This window comes from Paenibacillus cineris, assembly GCF_018333335.1.
Taxonomy (GTDB): domain Bacteria; phylum Bacillota; class Bacilli; order Paenibacillales; family Paenibacillaceae; genus Paenibacillus_AQ; species Paenibacillus_AQ favisporus.
This window is the reverse complement of the sequence record NZ_BORU01000001.1, coordinates 1,310,942-1,331,020: the sequence shown is the minus strand read 5'-3', so window position 1 is coordinate 1,331,020 and position 20,079 is coordinate 1,310,942. Positions and strand designations below refer to the sequence as shown.

At 55.1% G+C, this 20,079-nt stretch carries 13 protein-coding genes; 5 read left to right on the top strand and 8 right to left on the bottom strand.

Translation table 11 applies throughout. The features are described from left to right. Positions 1–52: 52 nt before the first annotated feature. From KI379_RS06475 to KI379_RS06460, 4 genes are all read right to left on the bottom strand, one after another. Positions 53–1,516, bottom strand: coding sequence for a glycoside hydrolase family 32 protein (locus tag KI379_RS06475; RefSeq protein WP_076168649.1), 1,464 nt, complete (start codon positions 1,514–1,516; stop codon positions 53–55). A gap of 154 nt (positions 1,517–1,670) precedes the next feature. Beyond that, positions 1,671–3,269, bottom strand: a complete 1,599-nt coding sequence (locus KI379_RS06470; RefSeq protein ID WP_076168652.1) for an ABC transporter substrate-binding protein — start codon at positions 3,267–3,269, stop codon at positions 1,671–1,673. A gap of 56 nt (positions 3,270–3,325) precedes the next feature. Further along, a complete protein-coding gene (locus KI379_RS06465) occupies positions 3,326–4,207 on the bottom strand; it encodes a carbohydrate ABC transporter permease (RefSeq protein ID WP_212983112.1) in 882 nt (293 codons plus the stop codon). A 17-nt stretch (positions 4,208–4,224) separates the two neighbouring features. Then, entirely contained in the window at positions 4,225–5,148 is a 924-nt protein-coding gene (locus tag KI379_RS06460; protein WP_244879353.1) for an ABC transporter permease, read from the bottom strand. 521 nt (positions 5,149–5,669) lie between these two features. On the opposite strand from KI379_RS06460, the gene KI379_RS06455 reads away from it, so the two are divergent. Continuing rightward, positions 5,670–6,710, top strand: coding sequence for a LacI family DNA-binding transcriptional regulator (locus KI379_RS06455; protein WP_212983110.1), 1,041 nt, complete (start codon positions 5,670–5,672; stop codon positions 6,708–6,710). A gap of 287 nt (positions 6,711–6,997) precedes the next feature. Continuing rightward, positions 6,998–7,960 (top strand): C45 family autoproteolytic acyltransferase/hydolase, encoded by a 963-nt coding sequence (locus KI379_RS06450; RefSeq protein ID WP_212983109.1) that lies wholly within the window; start codon positions 6,998–7,000, stop codon positions 7,958–7,960. A gap of 194 nt (positions 7,961–8,154) precedes the next feature. On the opposite strand, the gene KI379_RS06445 is transcribed toward KI379_RS06450, so the two are convergent. From KI379_RS06445 to KI379_RS06435, 3 genes are all read right to left on the bottom strand, one after another. Continuing rightward, positions 8,155–9,360, bottom strand: a complete 1,206-nt coding sequence (locus KI379_RS06445) for an MFS transporter (RefSeq protein ID WP_212983108.1) — start codon at positions 9,358–9,360, stop codon at positions 8,155–8,157. A 221-nt stretch (positions 9,361–9,581) separates the two neighbouring features. Further along, positions 9,582–10,166: a TetR/AcrR family transcriptional regulator gene (locus KI379_RS06440; RefSeq protein ID WP_212983107.1), complete on the bottom strand. Its 585-nt coding sequence runs from the start codon at positions 10,164–10,166 to the stop codon at positions 9,582–9,584. 173 nt (positions 10,167–10,339) lie between these two features. After that, positions 10,340–14,734: a X2-like carbohydrate binding domain-containing protein gene (locus tag KI379_RS06435; RefSeq protein WP_212983106.1), complete on the bottom strand. Its 4,395-nt coding sequence runs from the start codon at positions 14,732–14,734 to the stop codon at positions 10,340–10,342. Positions 14,735–15,747: 1,013 nt separating this feature from the next. Here KI379_RS06435 and KI379_RS06430 point away from each other — a divergent pair. The 3 genes from KI379_RS06430 (at position 15,748) to KI379_RS06420 (ending at position 18,363) form a co-directional block, all read left to right on the top strand. Beyond that, on the top strand, positions 15,748–16,374 hold the full coding sequence (locus KI379_RS06430) for a chromate transporter (RefSeq protein ID WP_212983105.1): 627 nt from the start codon (positions 15,748–15,750) through the stop codon (positions 16,372–16,374). Between the two features lie 10 nt (positions 16,375–16,384). Then, the gene (locus KI379_RS06425; protein ID WP_084203786.1) at positions 16,385–16,921 is read left to right on the top strand and encodes a chromate transporter; all 537 of its coding nucleotides are present in this window, start codon (positions 16,385–16,387) and stop codon (positions 16,919–16,921) included. 86 nt (positions 16,922–17,007) lie between these two features. Beyond that, positions 17,008–18,363 carry a sodium-dependent transporter gene (locus KI379_RS06420; RefSeq protein WP_089546393.1) on the top strand — a complete coding sequence of 452 codons (1,356 nt, stop codon included), beginning with the start codon at positions 17,008–17,010 and terminating at the stop codon, positions 18,361–18,363. A 230-nt stretch (positions 18,364–18,593) separates the two neighbouring features. On the opposite strand, the gene KI379_RS06415 is transcribed toward KI379_RS06420, so the two are convergent. Continuing rightward, the gene (locus KI379_RS06415; RefSeq protein ID WP_212983104.1) at positions 18,594–20,072 is read right to left on the bottom strand and encodes an alpha-N-arabinofuranosidase; all 1,479 of its coding nucleotides are present in this window, start codon (positions 20,070–20,072) and stop codon (positions 18,594–18,596) included. Positions 20,073–20,079 lie beyond the last annotated feature (7 nt).

The window sequence follows — 20,079 nt, the reverse complement described above, 5'->3', positions numbered from 1 at the left end:
CTCCATTGGATCAAGCTTCGTATTTAAAAGTACTTATTTATAAGGTTGTTATTTAAATAGAAAGATCGTAAATGTCGAGCGATTCGACGAGCGCCTCTTCATCGTCTGCCTTGAGGGACAATCCGGTGGATGCCTGATCCGGATAGATCAGGTCGGTGAGAACCGCACGGCCGCCGCCCGCGAACACCTCTACCGAAGACCGGTCGATCAGGATTCGCAGTTCCACCGTTCCGTCCGCCGCATCGAGAACGGCCGCATGCCTGCCGGCAAACAGCGGGTGAAAGTCTGCCGTTCCCGCCCGGGTCCGGTCTATATAGACTTCACCCGCCGCTCCGCTGTAACCGATCACCGTCTCCTGACCGCGGCCTGCCCGCACCTTCAGCTCCAGCGATTGGCCGGATCCTAGGCGGATCCGAATCTCTCCGCTCTCCAGCTGTAAATCGGCCAGCTGCGCGGAGGCCTGAGCGGCCGTTACCCGCTTCAGGGACAGAAGCTCCTTGCGGTATCCCTCCAATTCCCGGGCGGGCTGCTGGATCAGCTCGGCCGAACCTTGGCGCAGCTCCAGCTTGAGCTCCCGCGGCACGGTCATCGCGCCCCGCCACACGCCGGTCGGCGTCTGATTGGCATATTTCCAGTTGCTCATCCAGCCGACGAACAGGCGTCTGCCGTCCTCGGCCGGCACATCCGACCAGCTGACGCCGGCGTAGTTGTCCCGGCCGTAATCAATCCATCTCACGCGGGTCTGCGATACGGCATCCGGCGTAAAGCGTTCCCCGTCGAAGTCTCCGGTAAAATATTGCGTTCGCGACCCCTCCGCCAACTCCGGATGGTCGCCGATGCTGACGAGCATCACCCACTTCGTCAGGCCCGGGTCCCCGTCCACCTGCAGCGGAAACAGGTCGGGACACTCCCACACGCCGTCATGGCTGCCGATGCCTTCCCCGAATTCGCTGGACAGCGTCCAGTCGATCAGGTTCGGCGAACGGTACAGACAGACGGTCTGGCCGCAGGCAACAATCATCACCCACTGTGAGGAAGCCTCATGCCAGAATACTTTCGGATCGCGGAAGTCCACGAAGGTGTCATGCGACAGCACCGGGTTGCCGGCATACTTCGTCCAGGTCCGTCCCGCATCCGTGCTGTATGCCAGGCTCTGGCGCTGCACCGGCGCTTCGCCCTCCGGTCCTTCGGCATGCTGCGTAAAAATGGCGACAAGCCCCGGCTCCCCGCCGAAAAAGCCGGTCGTGTTATTCCAGTCGACCACGGCGCTGCCGGAGAAAATCGTGCCAAACTCGTCCGGCGCCAAGGCGATCGGGAGTTCTTCCCAGACGACCAGGTCCCGGCTGACCGCGTGTCCCCAATGCATCGGTCCCCAGGTGTTCCCGAAGGGATGATGCTGGTAAAACAGGTGGTATTCCCCCTGGAAATAGACCATTCCGTTGGGGTCGTTCATCCAGTGCTCTTTCGGGGAAAAGTGATACCCCCCGCGGTAGTTGTGCGATATGAATGTGGACATTAGCTGTGCTCCTTTGAATTACAAGTTTTATTTGCAGCGGACCCGGCCGCATTTTTGCCCAAAGGCATCTGGCGGCCGCATCCGGATTCTGCACTGCTAACGTTTATGCGCCAAGCAAGTGCGGATATGTTGTTTTTGATGTTTTATTCAACCTTTATTGCGCGCTGCGGTCATACCCCGCCTGCTTGATCTTCAGCCAATCCTGCAGCCCCAGCCGGTTCAGCTCTTTGAGGTAGGCATCCCACTCCTGATCGACTTTGCCGTTCTGGTACCACTCGGTGCGCTTCCGCTCGAGATAGGCGAACATGTCGGTCTGGATGGTGGACAGCCGGTCCAGCTCATCGATGGAGAAGAATACGTTCGGATACGTATTTTTCGCCTTCATGTGCGGCACCATCACGTCCTTCAGCAGTTTAAGACGCCATGCCGCGTCGTCCGGCATCGTCGTGTATTTGCCGTAGTACTCGTCGAGGATGGCCAGCGGACCGGCGATGCTCGTCTTTTGCCGCAGCTCCACAGGAGCTGTGCCTTCCAGCGGCAGATGCTTCAGCATGCCCTTGGCTTCGTCGAATTCGAAAATGTTCTGCTGCGTCTGATCCCCGTACGTCCCCCAGTTATCCTGAACGGACTGCAGCGGATCGTAGAGCTGATCGACCCATTTGGCCGTCTCCTCCAAATGTTTGTTGCTGCTCGTGATGACCATGCGCCCGCGGTCCAGGCCGATGCCGTTCGTGCGGGTCACGTTGACTTCGCCGCTTGGTCCTGCCAGCGGAGGCATCACGTCATACGTATCGTTCATGCCGGTGATGTTGGCCTTATCCCATGTAAAATACAGTCCGTACCGGTTATCCTTGCCTTTCGCCAAATAGGTGTTCCAGTCCTGCTGGAAGGACTCGATATCGATCAGCCCTTCCTGGTACAGCTCGTGAATGTACTTGATCGCTTCCTTATAACCTTCTTCCGCCGCAGTGAAGACAACCTTGCCGTCATCGGTCACGACGGTGTGGTCCCAGTTCTCCCCGAGCCCGAAAGAACCGTACAGGAAGGCCAGATCTTCCCCGCCCGGCTTATTGATAAAGGAGAGCGGAATTTCGTCCGCCTTGCCGTTGCCGTTCGGGTCCTGCGTTTTGAAGGCGATCAGCACCTTCTTCAGCTCCTCGGTGGTCTTCGGCATAGACAGCCCCAGCTTCTTCAGCCACTCCACGTTGATCCACGGCAGGTCGTCCACGGACTGAATCCGTTCCTTGCCGGAGCCCAGCTCTTCAATCCAAGGGAAAGAATAGATGTGGCCGTCAGGCGCGGTAATCATCTTTTTGTATTCCGGCGCCTGCTCCAGCACCTTTTTGAAGTTCGGCATATGCTGCTCGATCAGATCGTCGAGGGGAATGATGACCCCGTCTTTGGCCAGCTTCAGCAGGTCATAATCGCCATACCCGGCATCAAAAATCGCATCCGGCAGATCGCCGCTCGCCACGGCCAGGTTTCTTTTCTCCGCAAAAACGTCGTTCGTGTAATTTTTCCAATTGATATGAATGCCGGTCTTCTCTTCCAGCCGCTTATTGATGAGCTTGTCGTTCGGGTCCGCGGGTGCCAGCGGCGAGCTCTGCGTCAGAAAATTGAGGGTGACTTTCCCGTCAGGCGACTCCTTGGCGTCTCCGCCGCTTCCTCCGCAGCCGGACAAGAGCAGCAGCGCCGCGAGCGCTGAAACGGATGCCGTCATGGCAGCAGCCTTGCGATTTCTCTTTTTGTTCATCGTTATGACCTCCACAGGATTAGAATGGATCAGTGCCATGTATGTTCAGGCCGTCCCTATTTCAGGGAACCGACCATCACACCTTTTTCGAAATACTTTTGGAAAAACGGATACATGACGAGCAGCGGCAGACTGGAAATGACGATCGCCGAGTATTTGATCATTTCCGAGAGGCGCTTGAGCTCGTTCATCGCCAGCTGGTCGCTGATCATGCCCGGCGCCGCCTGGTTCTGGATCAGGATCGAGCGCAGCACGAGCTGCAGCGGATGAAGCTTCGCATCCTCGAGGTAAATCATCGCGTCGAAATAGGAATTCCACTGCCCGACAAAAGCATAGAGAGCCAGCACAAAAATAATCGGTTTGGAGAGCGGCAGCACGATCCGGAAAAAAATGCCCGCCTCCGTCGCGCCGTCGACGTTGGCCGCTTCCCTCAGCTCATTCGGCACGCCTTTGAAAAAGGTCCGGGACAGGATGATGTTCCAGACATTGACCGCACCCGGAATGATGATGGCCCACACCGTATCCAGCATGCCAAGCTGCTTGACCAGCAGATATGTAGGAATCAGGCCCCCGCCGAAAAACATCGTGATCACAAACAGCGTCATAAAAATTTTCCGGCCCGCCAGCCGCGAATCAGACAAGGCATAGCCTGCGCATACCGATACAGTCACGGTAACGAGGGCAAATGCAGCGGAGTAAAATACGGAATTGCCGAAGCCCCGCAGCATAGCCGGGTTGGACAATATTTTCCGGTAGCCCTCCAGGCTCCAGTCCGAAATGCGAAACGACAGGCCCTGATTCAGCAGCACGGTCGGATCCATAAATGACGCCACCGCGACGTATACGAGCGGCACGACGATCAGCAGCACCGCCACCGTCAGGAACAGGCCGTTCAGAATCAGCAGAAACCGGTCAAACGGCGAATGTTTAACAGCCATAGTTGATAAGCTCCTTCCTAATAAAGTCCTTCGCCCTCATTAAGCCTCTTGACGATAAAGTTGACCGTGAGCAGCAGCACGACGTTGATCACCGAGTTGAACAGGCCGACCGCCGCGGAATACGCATAGTCGCCGGACTGCAAACCGACTTTGTACACATAGGTGGCGATGATCTCGGAAGCCGGAAGGTTCATCGAGGTCTGCATCAGGTACGCTTTTTCAAACCCGATCGACATGATGCCTCCCGCCGCCAAAATGAACACGATGGCCATGATCGGCCGGATCGTCGGCAGGTCGATGTGGCGGATGCGCTGGAGCAGGTTCGCCCCGTCCAGGCTTGCCGCATTGTGCAGCTCCGGGTCGACGTTCGCCAGAGCAGCCACGTAAATGATCGATGCCCAGCCGGCGCCCTGCCAGATGTCGGAGAGGATGTAGATCCAGCGGAAATATTTCGGCTCGGACATAAACATCAGCGGCTCTTCCGTGATCCATGTCAACAGATGGTTGACCGGTCCCGTCGGGGACAAAAAGATGAACAGCATGCCCACGATGACAACCGCCGAAATGAAGTTCGGCGCGTACAGAAACAGCTGAACGTTCTTCTTCACCCCCGCCCTCCGGACCTGATTGAGCATGAGCGCCAGCAGGATCGGCACGGGAAAGCTGAAAATCAGGCCGAAGAAACTGAGTTTAAGCGTATTCATAAATATGACGTCGAAATTAGGCGAGGAGAGAAACTTCTCAAAATGCTTCAGTCCGGCCCAGTCGCTGCCCATGATGCCCTTGATCGGGCTGAAATCCTTAAAGGCGATAATCGCCCCGTACATCGGGACATATTTGAAAATCAGGGTCAGAATAAGCGCCGGAGCCAGCAGCACGTACAGAAAATAATGCTTTCTGACCGTCTGCAGCACCCGCCCCGCAGAGCTCTTCCTCCTCACTGCCGCCGCCCTTGGATCCACTTCTACCGTATTTTCCAAAACCGTGACCTCCGTTCTTTGCACAAAAAGTTTACACGCCGCATACCGTAAGGGCTTACATTCGCACCTGCACCGTATCGCTGCTTTTACAATTTAGCAGACGATGTAATGTTCGTCAATAACTTTTGTAAATATTTATTTGTGCAATTGACCAATATAATTTGTTCATAGAGGTTCATTATTTTGCTAAAATGTCACTTTTTCCGTCAATTTAGGGACCAACTATATCTTTTCAAAGCGCGGTCTGTCGGTTCGGATTCTGCTGTTTGTATAATAATTGCCTATGTAAAGTCATCCATCTGTGTTGCATGTCATTTTGCACAATGAAGGCATTATATATTTGTGCATTTGTAAAGTTAACATTGCTATTTGAAGCAATCTGGTATACATTGGTCATAGGATACCTGAGATCGAATGCATGCAGGTTTATGAGGAGGAACTTGCTTCCGTACTAATAATCGTTAGAGGTGAACATCGAATACATGGGGAAAGAGAAAGTCACCATTCAAGATATCGCCGATGCGCTGGGCATTTCCCGGAACACGGCGTCCAAAGCGCTGAACGGCAGCGACAGCATACCGGGCGAGACCCGCAACCGGGTGATCAAGAAAGCAATCGAGCTGAAGTACAAGCAGTTCGCATATATGGAAACCGAAAGCCTGATGCCAAAAAACCCGGGTAATATCGCCCTGCTGACGCAAAACATGCCCAGCATGTCGCATTTCGGGGCCAAGCTGATCAGCGGACTGGAGAAACGCATCAGCGGCGAAGGCTACAATTTGTCCATCCATATCGTAAGGGACATCGAGCGAAGCTCCCTCCAGCTTCCGAACAATTTTGAAGCGTCCAAGGTGGACGGCATCATCTGCATCGAACTGTTCGACATGGAATACAGCAAGCTCATCACGAGCCTGGGGCTCCCGACCATATTCATTGACTGCGCGGCGGACATGTCTTATCCCGACCTTGAAGCCGACCTGCTTCTGATGGAAAACGAACACAGCACCTATTTCATGACCAAACGGCTTATCGAGGACGGCTGCGGCTCGCTCGGTTTTATCGGCGACTACAACCACTGTAAAAGCTTCAACGAGCGCTGGGCCGGCTTTAACCGGGCCCTTGCGGAAGCGGGAATTCCGCTGGACCGCAGCCAGTGCGTCCTGGAACCGGACCGCGAATTTTTCTCGGAGTCCGACTGGATGGAGCAGCGGCTGGACAAGATGCCAGACACGCCCTCGGGCTTTGTATGCGCGAATGACTTTATCGCGGTCAACGTGATGAAGGCTTTGAAGAACCGTCAGATCGCCATTCCGGAGAAAATCGTCGTGGCCGGATTCGACGATGCGCCCGAGTCGCGCATTGTCGAGCCTCGTTTGACGACCGTGCACATCTATAGTGACGAGATGGGCATCACCGCCGCTAATATGCTGCTCTCCCGGATTAAGGAGCCGGAGCAGCCTTACCAGGTCACGCATATTCAGACCAAGCCGCTGTTCCGGGAGTCAACGCAAACCGCCCGGTAATCCAGGCTCCCAGGCAGCATGGTACAAGAACGGGTTAAGAAAGCAGGCTGTTTCCTTAAATGCCTCAATCGAAGAACCAATCCGGTTACATCCTACGAATATCCGCAGTCCGGCGCTTCGCAGTACAGCAGCCGGGCTTTTTTTTTTGATGAAAGCCATTCATTTGATCCTATCGGCTGCTGGGCTATCCAAAGACCGCACAAATGAACAGGCGGAACGGACTCGATTGCGTTAACGTAGCAGGTGAAGGATTCTTCAAACTTGATTCATGAAAAGGAGACTCAGAGATGGTAAATGAAACGAAACCGTTTTGGTTTAAGCGGCTGCCGGCGCTTTCATCGCATCCTGCGGTATGGGCTTCCCATATCGCCCAGCACTGGAATATGGAGGCGTTCCGTCCCCAGAATCCCATGGATCCCGAGAAAGTACGGCTTGCTCTCCGTCATTTCATGCCCGAACTGCTCCCCGAGTACGAGGCCTTGCTGTCCGTTTCACCAGACCGTCCCGGCGAAGCTCAGCTGCTTGCTATGTATAACCTCCCTCCCTTCTTCTCCGGCTGCAGCAACTCGATATCCCACCGATTAGGCCATCCTACTTTAATCCGAAATTACGACTTCAGCTTGGACGGGTTCAGCGGCGTATTCCGTTACGAGCCATTGCCTGATGGAGGGTGGATCATGGGTTCCGCCGAAGGCGGCTGGGGCTATCTCGATGGCCTGAACCATCACGGTCTCGCAGCGGCCATCACGTTTGGCGGGGACTTCACGGTAGGTAACGGTTTCAGCATTCCGCTCATTGTCCGCTATCTCTTGGCCACTTCGGCAACGGTTCCTGAGGCAGTGGAACGTCTGAACTCGATCCCCCATCGGCTTGTTCAAAACATCTCGCTTTTGGATCGGAAGGGCTGTTTCAGCGTCGTCTACACTTCGCCGGAAGGCGTGAGCGCAGCTGACGGTCTCATTTGCTGCACAAATCATCAGAGCCAAGTTCAAAATTCCGCGCACGACGAACACCGGACCGTGGAGCGGTTCGACCATCTCCTCAGAATGGGCGGTGCCGTATCGCCTCAGGATTTTCATAAAGAACCGTTGTATCATCGCAAGTTTTCGAAACATTTCGGCACGCTTTATACCGTCGAAATCGATCCTGTAACGGAAACGGTTCATTATCACTGGCCTGTAGGACAGCAGCTTCTCGCCACGCCGGCGTCGCCGGAGACTGAGATTAACATACTATTGTCCGAGAATTAGACGGGTAGGATATAGCATTTCTCTCAGGGAGGTATAAAAGCGAAACTAAATAGCCAGCCGCCGATTCATGATCGACGACTGGCTGCTTAAAACGTGAAAGGTGTTTTGATACCTGCCTTAAACGGGGTCATTCCCCTTGTACGGTTGCTTTTTTGAGAAATCTACCAGCGATCTTCCGGATGATACCAAACTTGTTATTTCGCTTCTTTTTTCTCCGTTAAGAAGTAGAGCAAAGCCAGCACCGGAAAAAGAACGCCAAGCCATATGGCCGCTTCCCATCCGCCTTGTGCATACGCCCATCCGCCTACTGCGGAACCAATAGCCCCGCCGGCGAAAAAGATAGCCATGAACAAGCCGTTCAGCCGGCTGCGAAGCTCTGCACCCAGTGCGAAAATGGAACGCTGCCCGAGCACCAAATTGGCGGAAACGGCCATATCCAGTACAATGGCGGCCACGACCAGGCTGATGATCGATAGCAGGGAACCGCCATGGATCACAATAGGCAGGAGCATGGAAACGACCGCGAGTCCAAGGGCGATCCCTGTACCGGGGCGGATCCACCCTTTATCGGCAAGGCGGCCGGCAACCGGCGCAGCCGCTGCTCCGGCTACCCCTACCAGGGCGAACAGGGCGACCCCTGTCTGGGAAAAATGAAATGCCGGGCTGACCAGCAGCATAGGAACCGTTGTCCAAAACAGGCTGAAGGAAGCAAACAGAAACGCGTGGTAAAGTGCTCTGCGCCGCAAAATCGGCGTCGTTTTCAGCAGCTTCAGCATTGATGAAAGGATCTCCGGGTAGCTGATGGATGTTTGCGGGCGTCTTGCCGGAAGCGCCTTAGCCAGCACCAGCGCAAGCATCAGAATCAGAACGGCGGACAGAATAAAGATGGCGTGCCATCCAAGGAAGTCTTCCACCAAGCTGGCAGCCGGACGGGCGAGCATAATGCCAAGGAGCAGGCCGCTCATGACATTCCCCACATTGCGTCCCCGCGTTTCCTCAGGAGACAGATGAGCTGCATAAGGAACCAGGATCTGGGCGGCAACGGACCCTACGCCGATAAACAGCGATGCCGCAAGAAACAAAGCCGCGTTACGGACTTCAGCAGCGAGGAGAAGCACGATCACGTTAAAGATCAGCAGGGTGACCACAAGCTTGCGGTTTTCAAGCAAATCCCCTAAGGGCACGATCAATAACAGGCCGATTCCGTAACCGATCTGAGTCAGGGTAACGATCAATCCCGCAGCTCCGGAGGATAATCCCAGGGCTGAGCTGATCGATCCTACGAGAGGCTGGGCATAATACAGGTTGGCCGCGATGATGCCGCAAGCGACGGCGAGGATCAGGTTGATCCAGGATGAAACGGCAGCGGCGTGAGGCTTTTCTTTTGCGATGGTACTCATAACATTTCTCCTTTGTTTGTAAGGCATCCCTTTTCCGGAACAATCGTTCCAGTTTAGGAACAGTCCGCCTATTGTTTTTTAACATAAAATATTTTTTCTCTGAAATTCTTTTTTTCGGAACAGTCGTTCCAGTATGGCTAAAAAGATGCCTGCCGACGATTCTTCGCAGAAGTCAGACCGCTTACGGAAGTTTTTGTTGCCGAATCAGGAGCGGAGGCTCGTTACAGCATGCCCAGCACCATTTCCATCATCTCCCGCGCCTTGGTGCTGTCCTGCTGAATTTTCGCCATCACGTTAACGCTGTGGTTGAGATTGAGCAGCATGAACGATAGGAGACGAATGTCTTTGTCGGGAGAAATTTCTCCGGTCTCTTGTCCTCGCTTTAATTTTTCGTAAAACAGCTGTTCCAGTTCATCAAAGCTCTTCTTGACCATGTTCTGCAGCGGTTCGTCCATGGCGTCGATACTAAGAGCTGCGTTCGTAATCATGCATCCATTGGGAAGGACTTCGTCCTGCGCGGCAAAAGCGCTCGTGATATGGATCTCGAAATACTGCCGGATGCCCTCAATGGTGGTAGGAGCGGCGATTAACACATCCCGCTTTCTTTGCGACATCTTTTTGTAGTGCTGGATCGCCTCGTAATACAGGGACTGCTTATCCTGAAACGTTTCATACAAACTGGAACGGCTAAGACCCATCGCTTCCAGCAAATCCGGTATGCTTGTCGCTTCGTAACCTTTCTCCCAGAACACCGTCATCGCTTTGCGGAGCACTTGATCCCGGTCAAATTCTTTGGTGCGGCCCATCGGCGCCACCTCCCTTTGAGCACAAGTATATACGAACTGGAACGAGTAGTCCAGTATTTTTTATCTGTGTCCATAAAACATGCAGCAGGCCGCCGGTGCTTCGGCGGCCTGCTGCATTTTACAGGTCATTTTTCCAAGGGATCTGCGATGCGGATCCCCTGGATGATGTATTTTTACGGCTGCTTAACCGTCTCCCCAACCCACTCTTCCCCGCCTGCTACTCTTGCCTTCACCGGATGATCCAGCGAGGCTTCGGCGATATCCTTATACGCCCAATATTCAGCAGGCACATCGCTCCAAGGCAGCGCGGCCGTTCCATAGAGCGGTCCGCGGCCGAGCGCGCGGTTCAGTGCCGTTACCGCCTCCGCGCGCGTCAGCGCCTTGGACGGGCGGAAGGTGCCGTCCGGGTAGCCGTTCAGAATGCCGGCTCCCTGCGCCTTCGCGATAGCGCTCTCCGCCCAGTGGCCCGCGGTATCGCGGTAGCCGCTGCCTGCCGCGGAAGCACCCGGCTTCAGTCGGCTGGCCAGCGTGGCCATTTCGGCGCGCGTGATGGCCTGATCCGGCTTGAAGGTGCCGTCTTCATAGCCCTTCATCAGGCCCGCCGCCGTTACGGCAGCGATAGCCTTCCCGGCCCAGAAGCCGTCCTTCACGTCGCGAAACGCGCTGGCTGCCGTACCGGCCGTATCGCCTGCCGCTTGTGGAGCCGCCTTGGACAGAATAACCGCCATCTCGGCACGCGTAACTGGCTTATCCGGCCGGAAGGTGCCGTCCGGATATCCCTGAATATATGCGGGATGCCGCTCATTCAGAGTATCGTCCTGAGCTCCGGGTTCAGGTGTGGACGGAGGAGCTGCCGCTCCTGACGATGATCCCCCCGCGCTTGATCCCGGGCCAGGTGCTGTTGGACCGGACGGCCCTGTTGGCGGGTTCGGCGCGCCGGGATCTACCGGGCCTGTGCCCGCCGCAGGCACGGTGAATTTCAGCTGGTCCACGAGCATCAGATCTCCCGATTTTTTCATCGCCCTCAACGTATGTGTTCCGTCACTCAAACCGGAAATACGGTATAAAGGCTGTGATACCAGGCGCTGATCGCTGTAGGCGCTGACGGTCTTTTTCAGCACGCCATCCACGTACACGTCGATGTCTCCCAGAGCCGGTCCAACGGGACCCACCAGCTCCACGCCCGTCCCTTTGAACGTATAGGCCAGTTCATCACCGTTCGCTGCCGTATAATGCACGTCGTTCTGATAATCCCCGCTGAACCCGAACGCCAGCTGCAGCGTTCCGGCCGGCTGGGCGGCCAGATAAGCTTTGCTTAGAATCACCCGGCTGCCTTCAACCGTATAATCGGTTCCTTCGACGAGCCGGTTCTTTCCGTTCGCTATGCCGCTGAACAATTGCGGCTGCTGCAGCAAGGTGATCGCCACATCCTTCTGGTTATCCGCTGACTTGTCAAACACGGCCGATACCGGGCTGATCAAGTCGGGGATTTCGACCTTGAGCATATCCACCAGCATGAAGCGGCCGGATTTCTTCACAACTTTCAGCGTATGAAACCCTTCCTTCAGCCCGCTCACGCTGTACAGCTTCTGCTGCGGCTGGCGCTGCTCGCTGTATGAGCTGATGGTCTTCTGAAACTCGCCGTCCAGGTAAATATCCATGTCTCCCTGCGACGGGTCGATCTCGGTAAAAAACTGGATGCCCGTTCCCCGGAACGTATGCTCAAAGGAATCGCCGTTGGCTTCCGTATAGTGCACATCGTCCTTGTAGTCACCGAAATTCCTTCCGGTGCTGCGGTTCCAGGCTCCATGATAAACAATACCCGGATCGTCATCGTTCAGAGTCGTATAGCGCACCGTCTCTGCCCCGGTCATATGGACGGTCAGCGTTTGGGGATCGCCAGCGCTGAACATAAATTTGAGCATGATGTCGCCATCCGGCAGCCTCGCCAAAAATTCCTTCTTGATCGTCACCGTATCCTGATCGGCGGCATACTCATTCTCCGTCAAAGGCTGCCCCTCGTATTCTACGGCGGTCAAGGTGTTGCCGTTAAGCCCCAGCTTCACGGACAAGTCCTGCTGCTGGCCGGCGCTTTTGTCGAAGCTGGTCTTCTTCGGGTCAATCGAGCTGTTCTGCGCCGCTTTGCCGCGGATGTCCACGCTCAGCACCTCGCTGTCTCCACCTTCAAACATAAAGCTCAGCGACGCCGGACCCTCCGGCTGCTTGGCAAGATAAGCTTTGCTGATGGTTACCGTGCCGCCGCTTACCGTATAATCGCTGCCGTTCTTCAGCACATCGGCGCCGTTCCGTATGCCCGTAAGCGAACCGCTCCCGAGCGTCAAATTCACGGTCAGGTCGGACGGATTGGCGCTCTCCCTGTCATAGCTGGCGGATACCGGGTCGATCAGATGGCTTGCCGTCACCTTCAGCGCGTCCAGCAGCATATATTTGCCCGTTTTTTTGACCGCCTTGATCGTATGCGGACCTTCCGGAAGTCCCGATACGGTGTACACCACCTGCTGCGCCTGCTTGCTGCCTTCCGTATACGTGCTGACCGTTTCCGGTTCAGCCGCTCCATCCAAGTAGACGTCTACCTCCCCTTGCTCCGGATCTTTCTCCGTAATCAGGTCAATGCCGCTGCCGTTAAAGGCATACTCGAAGAAGTCGCCGTCCGTTTCGGTAAAATGAACATCCCCTTTATAATCACCCGCAGACCGGCCTCCCTGTGACGACCAGCTACCGCTGTATGTAATTCCAGGATCATTATCGTTGATATACACCGAATGAGTGACCGTCGCTTCTGCGGAAGCAGGGACATCCGCTGCGCTCTTGTCCGAGGAGTTAGAAATCGCCTCCCCAGAGTCAGAAGTCTGGCTGCCCGCGGCTGCATCAGGCTGCTCGGCAAAGGATTGGCCAGCGCCATCCAGCTGAATATCACTCGCTGCATCCAACTGAACGCCGCCTGCGTATTCCTTCTGACCGTCACCCGCTTCCTCCGGCTGAACGACTTCTGCTCCTTCCGGTTGAGCGCCACCTGCTGCCTCCGGGTGAACGCCGCCTGTGTCTTGCTCGGACCCTACGCCCTGTATAGATGCGGAGTCTTTAATCGTCACAGCCAGATTTTGTACGGCAGGCGTCTGCTCGTAGCCGCCGTTCCGCTGCCAGTCCCCGGTATATCGGATGCCCGTATCGTCATCATTGACTGCCGAAGTTCCTTGGACAGCCGTTACCTTGAACATTCGGGAAGCATGCGGCTCCAATACGGCTGCGTATCCGTCATCAAAAGTTCCCAGCTCCGAATGGCTCCACAAGTCCCTTACCTTGGCCGAGCCGGTCAGACCGATGTCCTTCCAGTTGACCTTGACTTCAGCACTGCGGCTGCCCAGGTTGAACAAAGCGACGCTGTAGGTACCATCCCCGTTGTTGGCGTACCACACCTGCTGCTGGGTGTCCATCGACACCGGGTGAGCCGGGCGGCCCGCCTGATTGACGGCGATCACCTCGTCGTTGGTCAGCAGCTTGAGCCCGTAGTCATCAAGCCGGGTCATATCGTTGCCGATATAGAGCGGCGCCGCCGATATTGCCCAGAAGGTCATGGCCGTCTGGCGCTCGTCTTTGGTCAAGCCGTCCATCGAGCCGTTGCCGACGTTCAGGGAGTCAAAGTCGTTCCAGCCGGTGGCCGGCCCGGCGTCCCTCCACCATACGGCCGCATCCGGGAACAGGCGGGCGATATTGGCCCACTGCGTCAGCCCGACATTGCTGTCATAGGCTTCCACATCCCATTGAATGCGCCAGCCGTTGGCATACTTTTTCCAAAAGTCCACGTAGTTGTGGTCCAGTGCCCACGAGATCTCGAACCAAATGTCGTGGCGTGCCAGCGCCTCGGACCAGGCCTTCACGTCCCCGCGGGAGTCGAGGTTCAGGTTGTTGTTGCCCGACCCAGGGGTGACACTGTCGAATTTGACGAAATCGATCCCCCAATCCCCGAGCATGTCGGCAATGGAGTCCACATACTTTTGCGCACACGGGTTGGTGAAGTCGATTTTGTACGTGTACGAGTTCCAGGCATCGACGATCTTGAGCGGCTGTGCCGCAATGTCGCGCACCCGGCAGACACCGCCCGTCCCATAAACTTCGAGATCTTTCTTATAGGCATCAATCGACAGGCCGGGAATCAGATAAATACCGATTTTCTGCCCGTTATGATGCACGTAATCGATGACTTCCTGAAATCCGTTCGGATACAGTTTCGTGCTTGGAATCGGCCTGCCGTATTCGTCCATGTCTCCGTTCCAGCCCGCATCAATATTGATGTAGTTGTATCCGTGGGACTGCAGCTTGTCGCGCATCGCGTCGGACTGCTTCTTAATGCTCTCCGCCGACGTCCAGCTGCCCGCAGAATCATACACCTGCATACTGTAGCTGCTCCAGCCCATATACGGCTTTTGGGCCAGCTCCTTGTTAGCCGCTTCGGCCACGTTCAGCTTTTGTCCAGCCCATCCGGTCTGCACCAGTACCAGCATCACCAGCAGGATAAGCCCCATCTTCCTTCCCAACCGCTTCATCATAATTCCATCATCTCCTCCCAGCATGAATAACTTAGAGGCGCCTTCGCGTTTTACGGATGACCTTATTTCGGACCGCTTGACGGATGCTGGCTTCCAGGACGCTGACGCCACAGACGGCCGGCCATCGAACACGAAATGATAGCGCTTTCTATACTGCTGATGATAGGGACTTCCTCATTTTCTGAACAGGTACATCTGGGTGTTCCGGCGTACACTTTTCCCAAAAAACTGGTGTTTTGTCCGGCAAGCAAAGGATTTTTTCAGTTATGGGTATTCAAAAAAAACAGCACTTTCCCAATTCTTCACAGGGTACAGGGTACCGGCTGCCTCGAACCAAAGGGGAGTCCCCCCGGTTTCCATGGCATCTGCATTTAAATTGTCCAGTGACCGATTTATTTAGAAACGATTAACGGGAAGTATATCCAGTGCCGATGCGGATCGTCGTTCCCCTGTTTGAGCATCTGCTGAAGCCCATCCTTCATGCACAAAGCTGTGCCCGTCAAATCTACTGAGATCAGCCAGTCCCAGTATGACTCGTCAAAATCGGCGGCCGGCTTGTCATCCGCTGGATTGAGGAAGATTTTCCGGAGTCTCCGGATTAAACGGCCAAGCAAATCGTCGAGATTACGGTGACGTCTACCGAAGTGTTTTATGTAAAAAACAAGCATGCTCCCAAGAAACCTTGAAGCGGCCGCTGGTCTTTAAGGTTTTTTGGTATACGCTCATTCGCTGAACTCAAGTTAATTCTATTATGAAATAAAGTCGAGCAGTTCGCTTGGTTTAAATCCTTTTTTTGGAACCTCTCTCAAACTTGATACAAATAAGAAAAAACCCACTAATTTCCTCGACATTACAATGGCCTAGCAAACATTCCACAGCCGATATCTCAATCCCCGGTTACTACCTGCTTCCCTTCCCTTTCGATATCTTCCAGCCTATTTTCAAATAAGTTAATTTCATTTTGAATAAAAGATGTTATAATACAGACAGAATTTAACTCGAGGTGACGTGTTGTGCATACCGACAAGACATCGAAAGCGTATCTGCTGCTTCAATTGTTTTGGATTTTTTTCAAAATCGGTCCGGCGACATTTGGCGGCGGATACGCCATGATGCCGATGATCGAGAAGGAATTCGTCGATAAACGCAAATGGATGGACCGCCAGGAAATGAGCGATTTAATGTCGCTCGCGGGCTCGGCGCCCGGCGGCGTCGGGGTGAACGCTTCGGCCTTTCTGGGATACCGGCTGGGCAAAATCCCCGGCGCTCTGGCGGCCACGCTGGGCATAACGCTCCCTACGTTTATCATCGTTTTTCTGCTGAGCGTGTTCTACTCGATGTTCCGCGAAGAGCCCAAAGTCCAGGCCGCCTTCAAAGGCATTCACGGCGCTGTCATCGGACTGATCGCAGTGGCCGCGTTCAAAATGGGCAAAAATGCGCTATTTGACCGGACGACCGTCATCACCGCCGCAGGCTCCCTGGCCCTGCTTTTGCTGACCGGACTGAACCCCATGGTTCTGATAGCGGTCGGGCTGGTGCTCGGCATCACCGTCATCCGGCTGAAGAAGCGGCTGGGGTTTCCGGTTCACACCGAGAGGGCACGCGAGGAGAACGAGTCCGTAATCGAATATTACATCTAGGAGGCGTCCCATGCTGTTCTGGCAGTTATTTGTCTCATTTTTAAAAATCGGGTTTCTCTCCTTCGGCGGAGGTTATGCGGTTATCCCGATGATCCAGTACGAAGTACAGCAGCACGGCTGGCTGAGCACCGGGGAATTTCAGCGGACGGTATCGATCGCGGGCATGTCGCCCGGCCCGATCGCCACCAACAGCGCGACGCTGATCGGTTACCAGACCGCGGGCCTGGCTGGAGCAGTTACCGCTACCGCCGGCATCGTTCTGCCTTCCCTGCTCATTGTGATCCTGATTGCGGCTTTCTTTTATCGAATGAATGCTAACCCCTGGGTTAAATCCTCCTTTTACGGCCTCCGGCCGATCATTACCGGACTTATCGTCTATGCAGCCATCCACTTCGGTTTCCCCAATCCGTCGGAAGCCATCTATCACTGGACGACCTTCGCCACGCTGCTGATCGGCGTGCTGGCGTTTGTCGCGATCACCAGATACAAACTGCATCCGGTGACCGTCATCGTATGCTCGGGCGTTGCGGGAATCGTGCTGTTTTAATTGGGTGAAATTAAATTTCCTATGCCTTTACGGGGACGTTAAATTATAATAGAATGAACTTTCAAAAATAAACTGGGGGAACTTCTATGACTACACCACCAAAAAACCCAGCGGCATCAGGAAAAAAAGACCAGTTTTCATCCGCAGGCTTTATCCTGGCCGCCATCGGGAGCTCTGTGGGTCTCGGGAATATGTGGAAATTTCCGTACATCACCGGACAAAACGGCGGCGCAGCCTTCTTTCTGCTCTTTATCGTGTGCTTGATCGTCATTGGTTTACCTGTTTTGCTCGCTGAGCTTGCCATCGGACGCGCAGGCAGAGGCAGTGCGGCCACTTCGTTTGTGAAAGCGGGCGGCAGCAAAGTGTTCGGCCGTCTCGGCCTGCTGCAGGTTATCGCGCCATTTCTGATTCTGACCTTCTACGTCATCGTCGCGGGCTGGACGCTGCATTACGCCGTGCAGTCTTTCAGCGGACACCTGTACAGCAATCCGGATTTCAAAGGACAGTTCAATTCGTTTATCGGCGGCTACATGCCGATTGTATGGCAAGCTGTCGCCATCCTGATTACCGGCTTTGTCGTGGTCAAAGGGATATCCGGCGGCATCGAAAAGTTTAACAAAGTGCTGATCCCGGGATTGATCATCCTGCTCATCGTCCTGATGATTCGTGCCGTATCCCTGCCTGGCGCGGGTGAAGGCGTATCGTTTTTCTTGAATCCCGACTTCTCCAAGCTGACCCCGGAATCGGCGCTAGTCGCTTTGGGACATGCCTTTTTCTCCCTTTCGTTGGGGATGGGCATTCTGCTTACGTATGGTGCTTATGTGGACAAGCGCCAGTCTCTTGGGTCTGCCACGATCGCCATCGGGGTCGGTGACCTGATCTATGCGTTCGTTGCCGGGCTGATCATTTTCCCGACAACCGCTTCGTTCGGGATCGAGCCCGACTCCGGGCCAAGTCTGGTGTTCATCGCCCTGCCGGCCGCCTTCTCGGCCATGCCGTTTGGTGCGTTCTTCGGCGGTCTGTTCTTCGTCCTGCTGGCAATCGCCGCCTTGACGTCGGCGGTATCGCTGCTGGAAGTGCCGGTAACATACCTGATGGACCGCTGGAAGTGGGGCCGTACGAAATCGGTTGTCATCATCAGCGTGCTCGTGCTGCTGATCGGCCTTCCGTCTGCGCTCTCCTTCGGCATCGTGCCGGGGCTGTCGGAAATGGGCAGCAAAAACTTCTTTGACTGGCTCGACTTCATTACATCCAACATTTTGCTGCCGGTCGGCGGGCTGATCACCACCATTTTCGCCGGGTACTTCTGGAAAGGCGCTGCCGAAGCGGCCGGCCTCAAATCGGGATGGTTCCGGGTATGGCTGTTCATGCTCCGCTACGTGGCGCCGATTCTGGTGCTGCTCGTGCTGCTTGACACAACGGGCATTCTGAAACTGAAATAACGACGAAACTACAACAAAAGCAATCTCCGGGGCTGTTCACGACAGCGCTGTGGAGATTGCTTTTTTATTATTGGAACGTATAACTGCTGTCCTTCATGATCCGGATGGCAAGAAAAACTTCCGCTGCACGCGGTTGTCATGCGATCCTAAGAAGGATCCGCTGCTCCACTTGCGGCGAAGCGGTGCGCCTATCCCCCGCATCCCCGCCGGCAAGCCCAAAGCAGACTTACTTAGACCAGTTCGAGCACAGTCACCGACTTGGAAGGCAGCTCGACGACCAGGTGCGTCCCATCCGTCTTGAACGCATCGAACGGCTTCGGCGCGATCCGGTCGGGCTGTTCAAACGTGTTATGCGCATCCAGCTCCTCCGAGGTCAGCGTCGTTCCGGTCACCGTCAGCGATGCCGCCGAAATGCCGCGCAGATCGATCGTTACGGTCGAAGCGCTCTCGTCGTTCAAATTGCACAAGCTGATATGGATTTTTCCTTCGGCGTCCCGCGAGGCGGTTCCCGTCACTTCCGGAATGGACCGGCCGAAGGCGCTGTATGTACCGCTTTCCAGATTCAGATCCAGCAGCTCCGCATCCTGATGCACTTTGTACATATCGAACACATGGTACGTCGGGGTCAAGGCGATTTTTTCGCCTTCGGTCAAAATGACTGCCTGCAGCACGTTGATCGTCTGGGCGATGTTGGCCATCCGCACCCGGTTGCAGTGCTTATGGAAAATGTTCAGGGTCAATCCCGCCACGAGCGCGTCCCGCAGCGAGTTTTGCTGATACAGGAATCCCGGATTGGTTCCCGGTTCCACGTCATACCACGTTCCCCATTCGTCGACGATCAGTCCGATCCGTTGGTCAGGGTCATATTTGTCCATAATCGTGCTGTGCTTGGTGATGAGCTCATCCATAAACAGCGCCTTTTCCAGCGTGGTGAACCATTCTTCGCGGCTGAATCCGGTAGCCGGCCCCTTGTTCCCCCATGTTCCCGGGACGGTATAATAGTGCAGCGTAATGGAATCCATATACCGTGCGGCCTCACGCATCAGCACGTCCATCCAGTTGTAATCGTCCGAGTTCGGGCCGCAGGCGATGCGGTGAATCCGGTTGTCCCCGTAGTTGCGGACATACGTCTGGTACTGGCGGTACAAATCCGCATAGTATTCCGGCCGCATGTTGCCGCCGCATCCCCAGTTTTCATTGCCTACGCCAAAATAGGTGACCGACCAAGGCTGTTCGCGCCCGTTCTCTTCGCGCAGCTCTGCCATCGGCGATACGCCTCCGAAGGTCAGGTACTCCACCCATTCCGACATTTCCTGCACGGTACCGCTTCCAACATTGCCGTTAATATAAGGCTCACAGCCGATTTGGGCACATAATTCCATGAATTCATGCGTACCAAAGTGATTGTTCTCCACCACGCCGCCCCAGTGGGTATTAATCATCCGTTTGCGGTTTTCCCGCGGTCCGATGCCGTCCTTCCAATGGTACTCGTCCGCAAAACAGCCGCCCGGCCAGCGCAGCACCGGTACCCGGATTTGCTTTAGCGCCTCCACGACGTCATTGCGGATGCCGTTCGTGTTCGGAATCGGCGAATCCTCCCCGACCCAGATGCCTTCGTAAATGCACCGCCCCAAATGCTCCGAGAAGTGTCCGTAAATGTTTTTATTGATTTTGCCTTTAATCGTGTCCACGTTTAATACGCTGCTCATCCAATAG

Coding starts and splice junctions, on each gene's coding strand:
- KI379_RS06435 (WP_212983106.1), bottom strand. CDS start 14,734: ATGATGAAGCGGTTGGGAAGGAAGATGGGGCTTATCCTGCTGGTGATG.
- KI379_RS06450 (WP_212983109.1), top strand. CDS start 6,998: ATGGTAAATGAAACGAAACCGTTTTGGTTTAAGCGGCTGCCGGCGCTT.
- KI379_RS06440 (WP_212983107.1), bottom strand. CDS start 10,166: ATGGGCCGCACCAAAGAATTTGACCGGGATCAAGTGCTCCGCAAAGCG.
- KI379_RS06445 (WP_212983108.1), bottom strand. CDS start 9,360: ATGAGTACCATCGCAAAAGAAAAGCCTCACGCCGCTGCCGTTTCATCC.
- KI379_RS06475 (WP_076168649.1), bottom strand. CDS start 1,516: ATGTCCACATTCATATCGCACAACTACCGCGGGGGGTATCACTTTTCC.
- KI379_RS06425 (WP_084203786.1), top strand. CDS start 16,385: ATGCTGTTCTGGCAGTTATTTGTCTCATTTTTAAAAATCGGGTTTCTC.
- KI379_RS06455 (WP_212983110.1), top strand. CDS start 5,670: ATGGGGAAAGAGAAAGTCACCATTCAAGATATCGCCGATGCGCTGGGC.
- KI379_RS06415 (WP_212983104.1), bottom strand. CDS start 20,072: ATGAGCAGCGTATTAAACGTGGACACGATTAAAGGCAAAATCAATAAA.
- KI379_RS06465 (WP_212983112.1), bottom strand. CDS start 4,207: ATGGCTGTTAAACATTCGCCGTTTGACCGGTTTCTGCTGATTCTGAAC.
- KI379_RS06470 (WP_076168652.1), bottom strand. CDS start 3,269: ATGAACAAAAAGAGAAATCGCAAGGCTGCTGCCATGACGGCATCCGTT.
- KI379_RS06420 (WP_089546393.1), top strand. CDS start 17,008: ATGACTACACCACCAAAAAACCCAGCGGCATCAGGAAAAAAAGACCAG.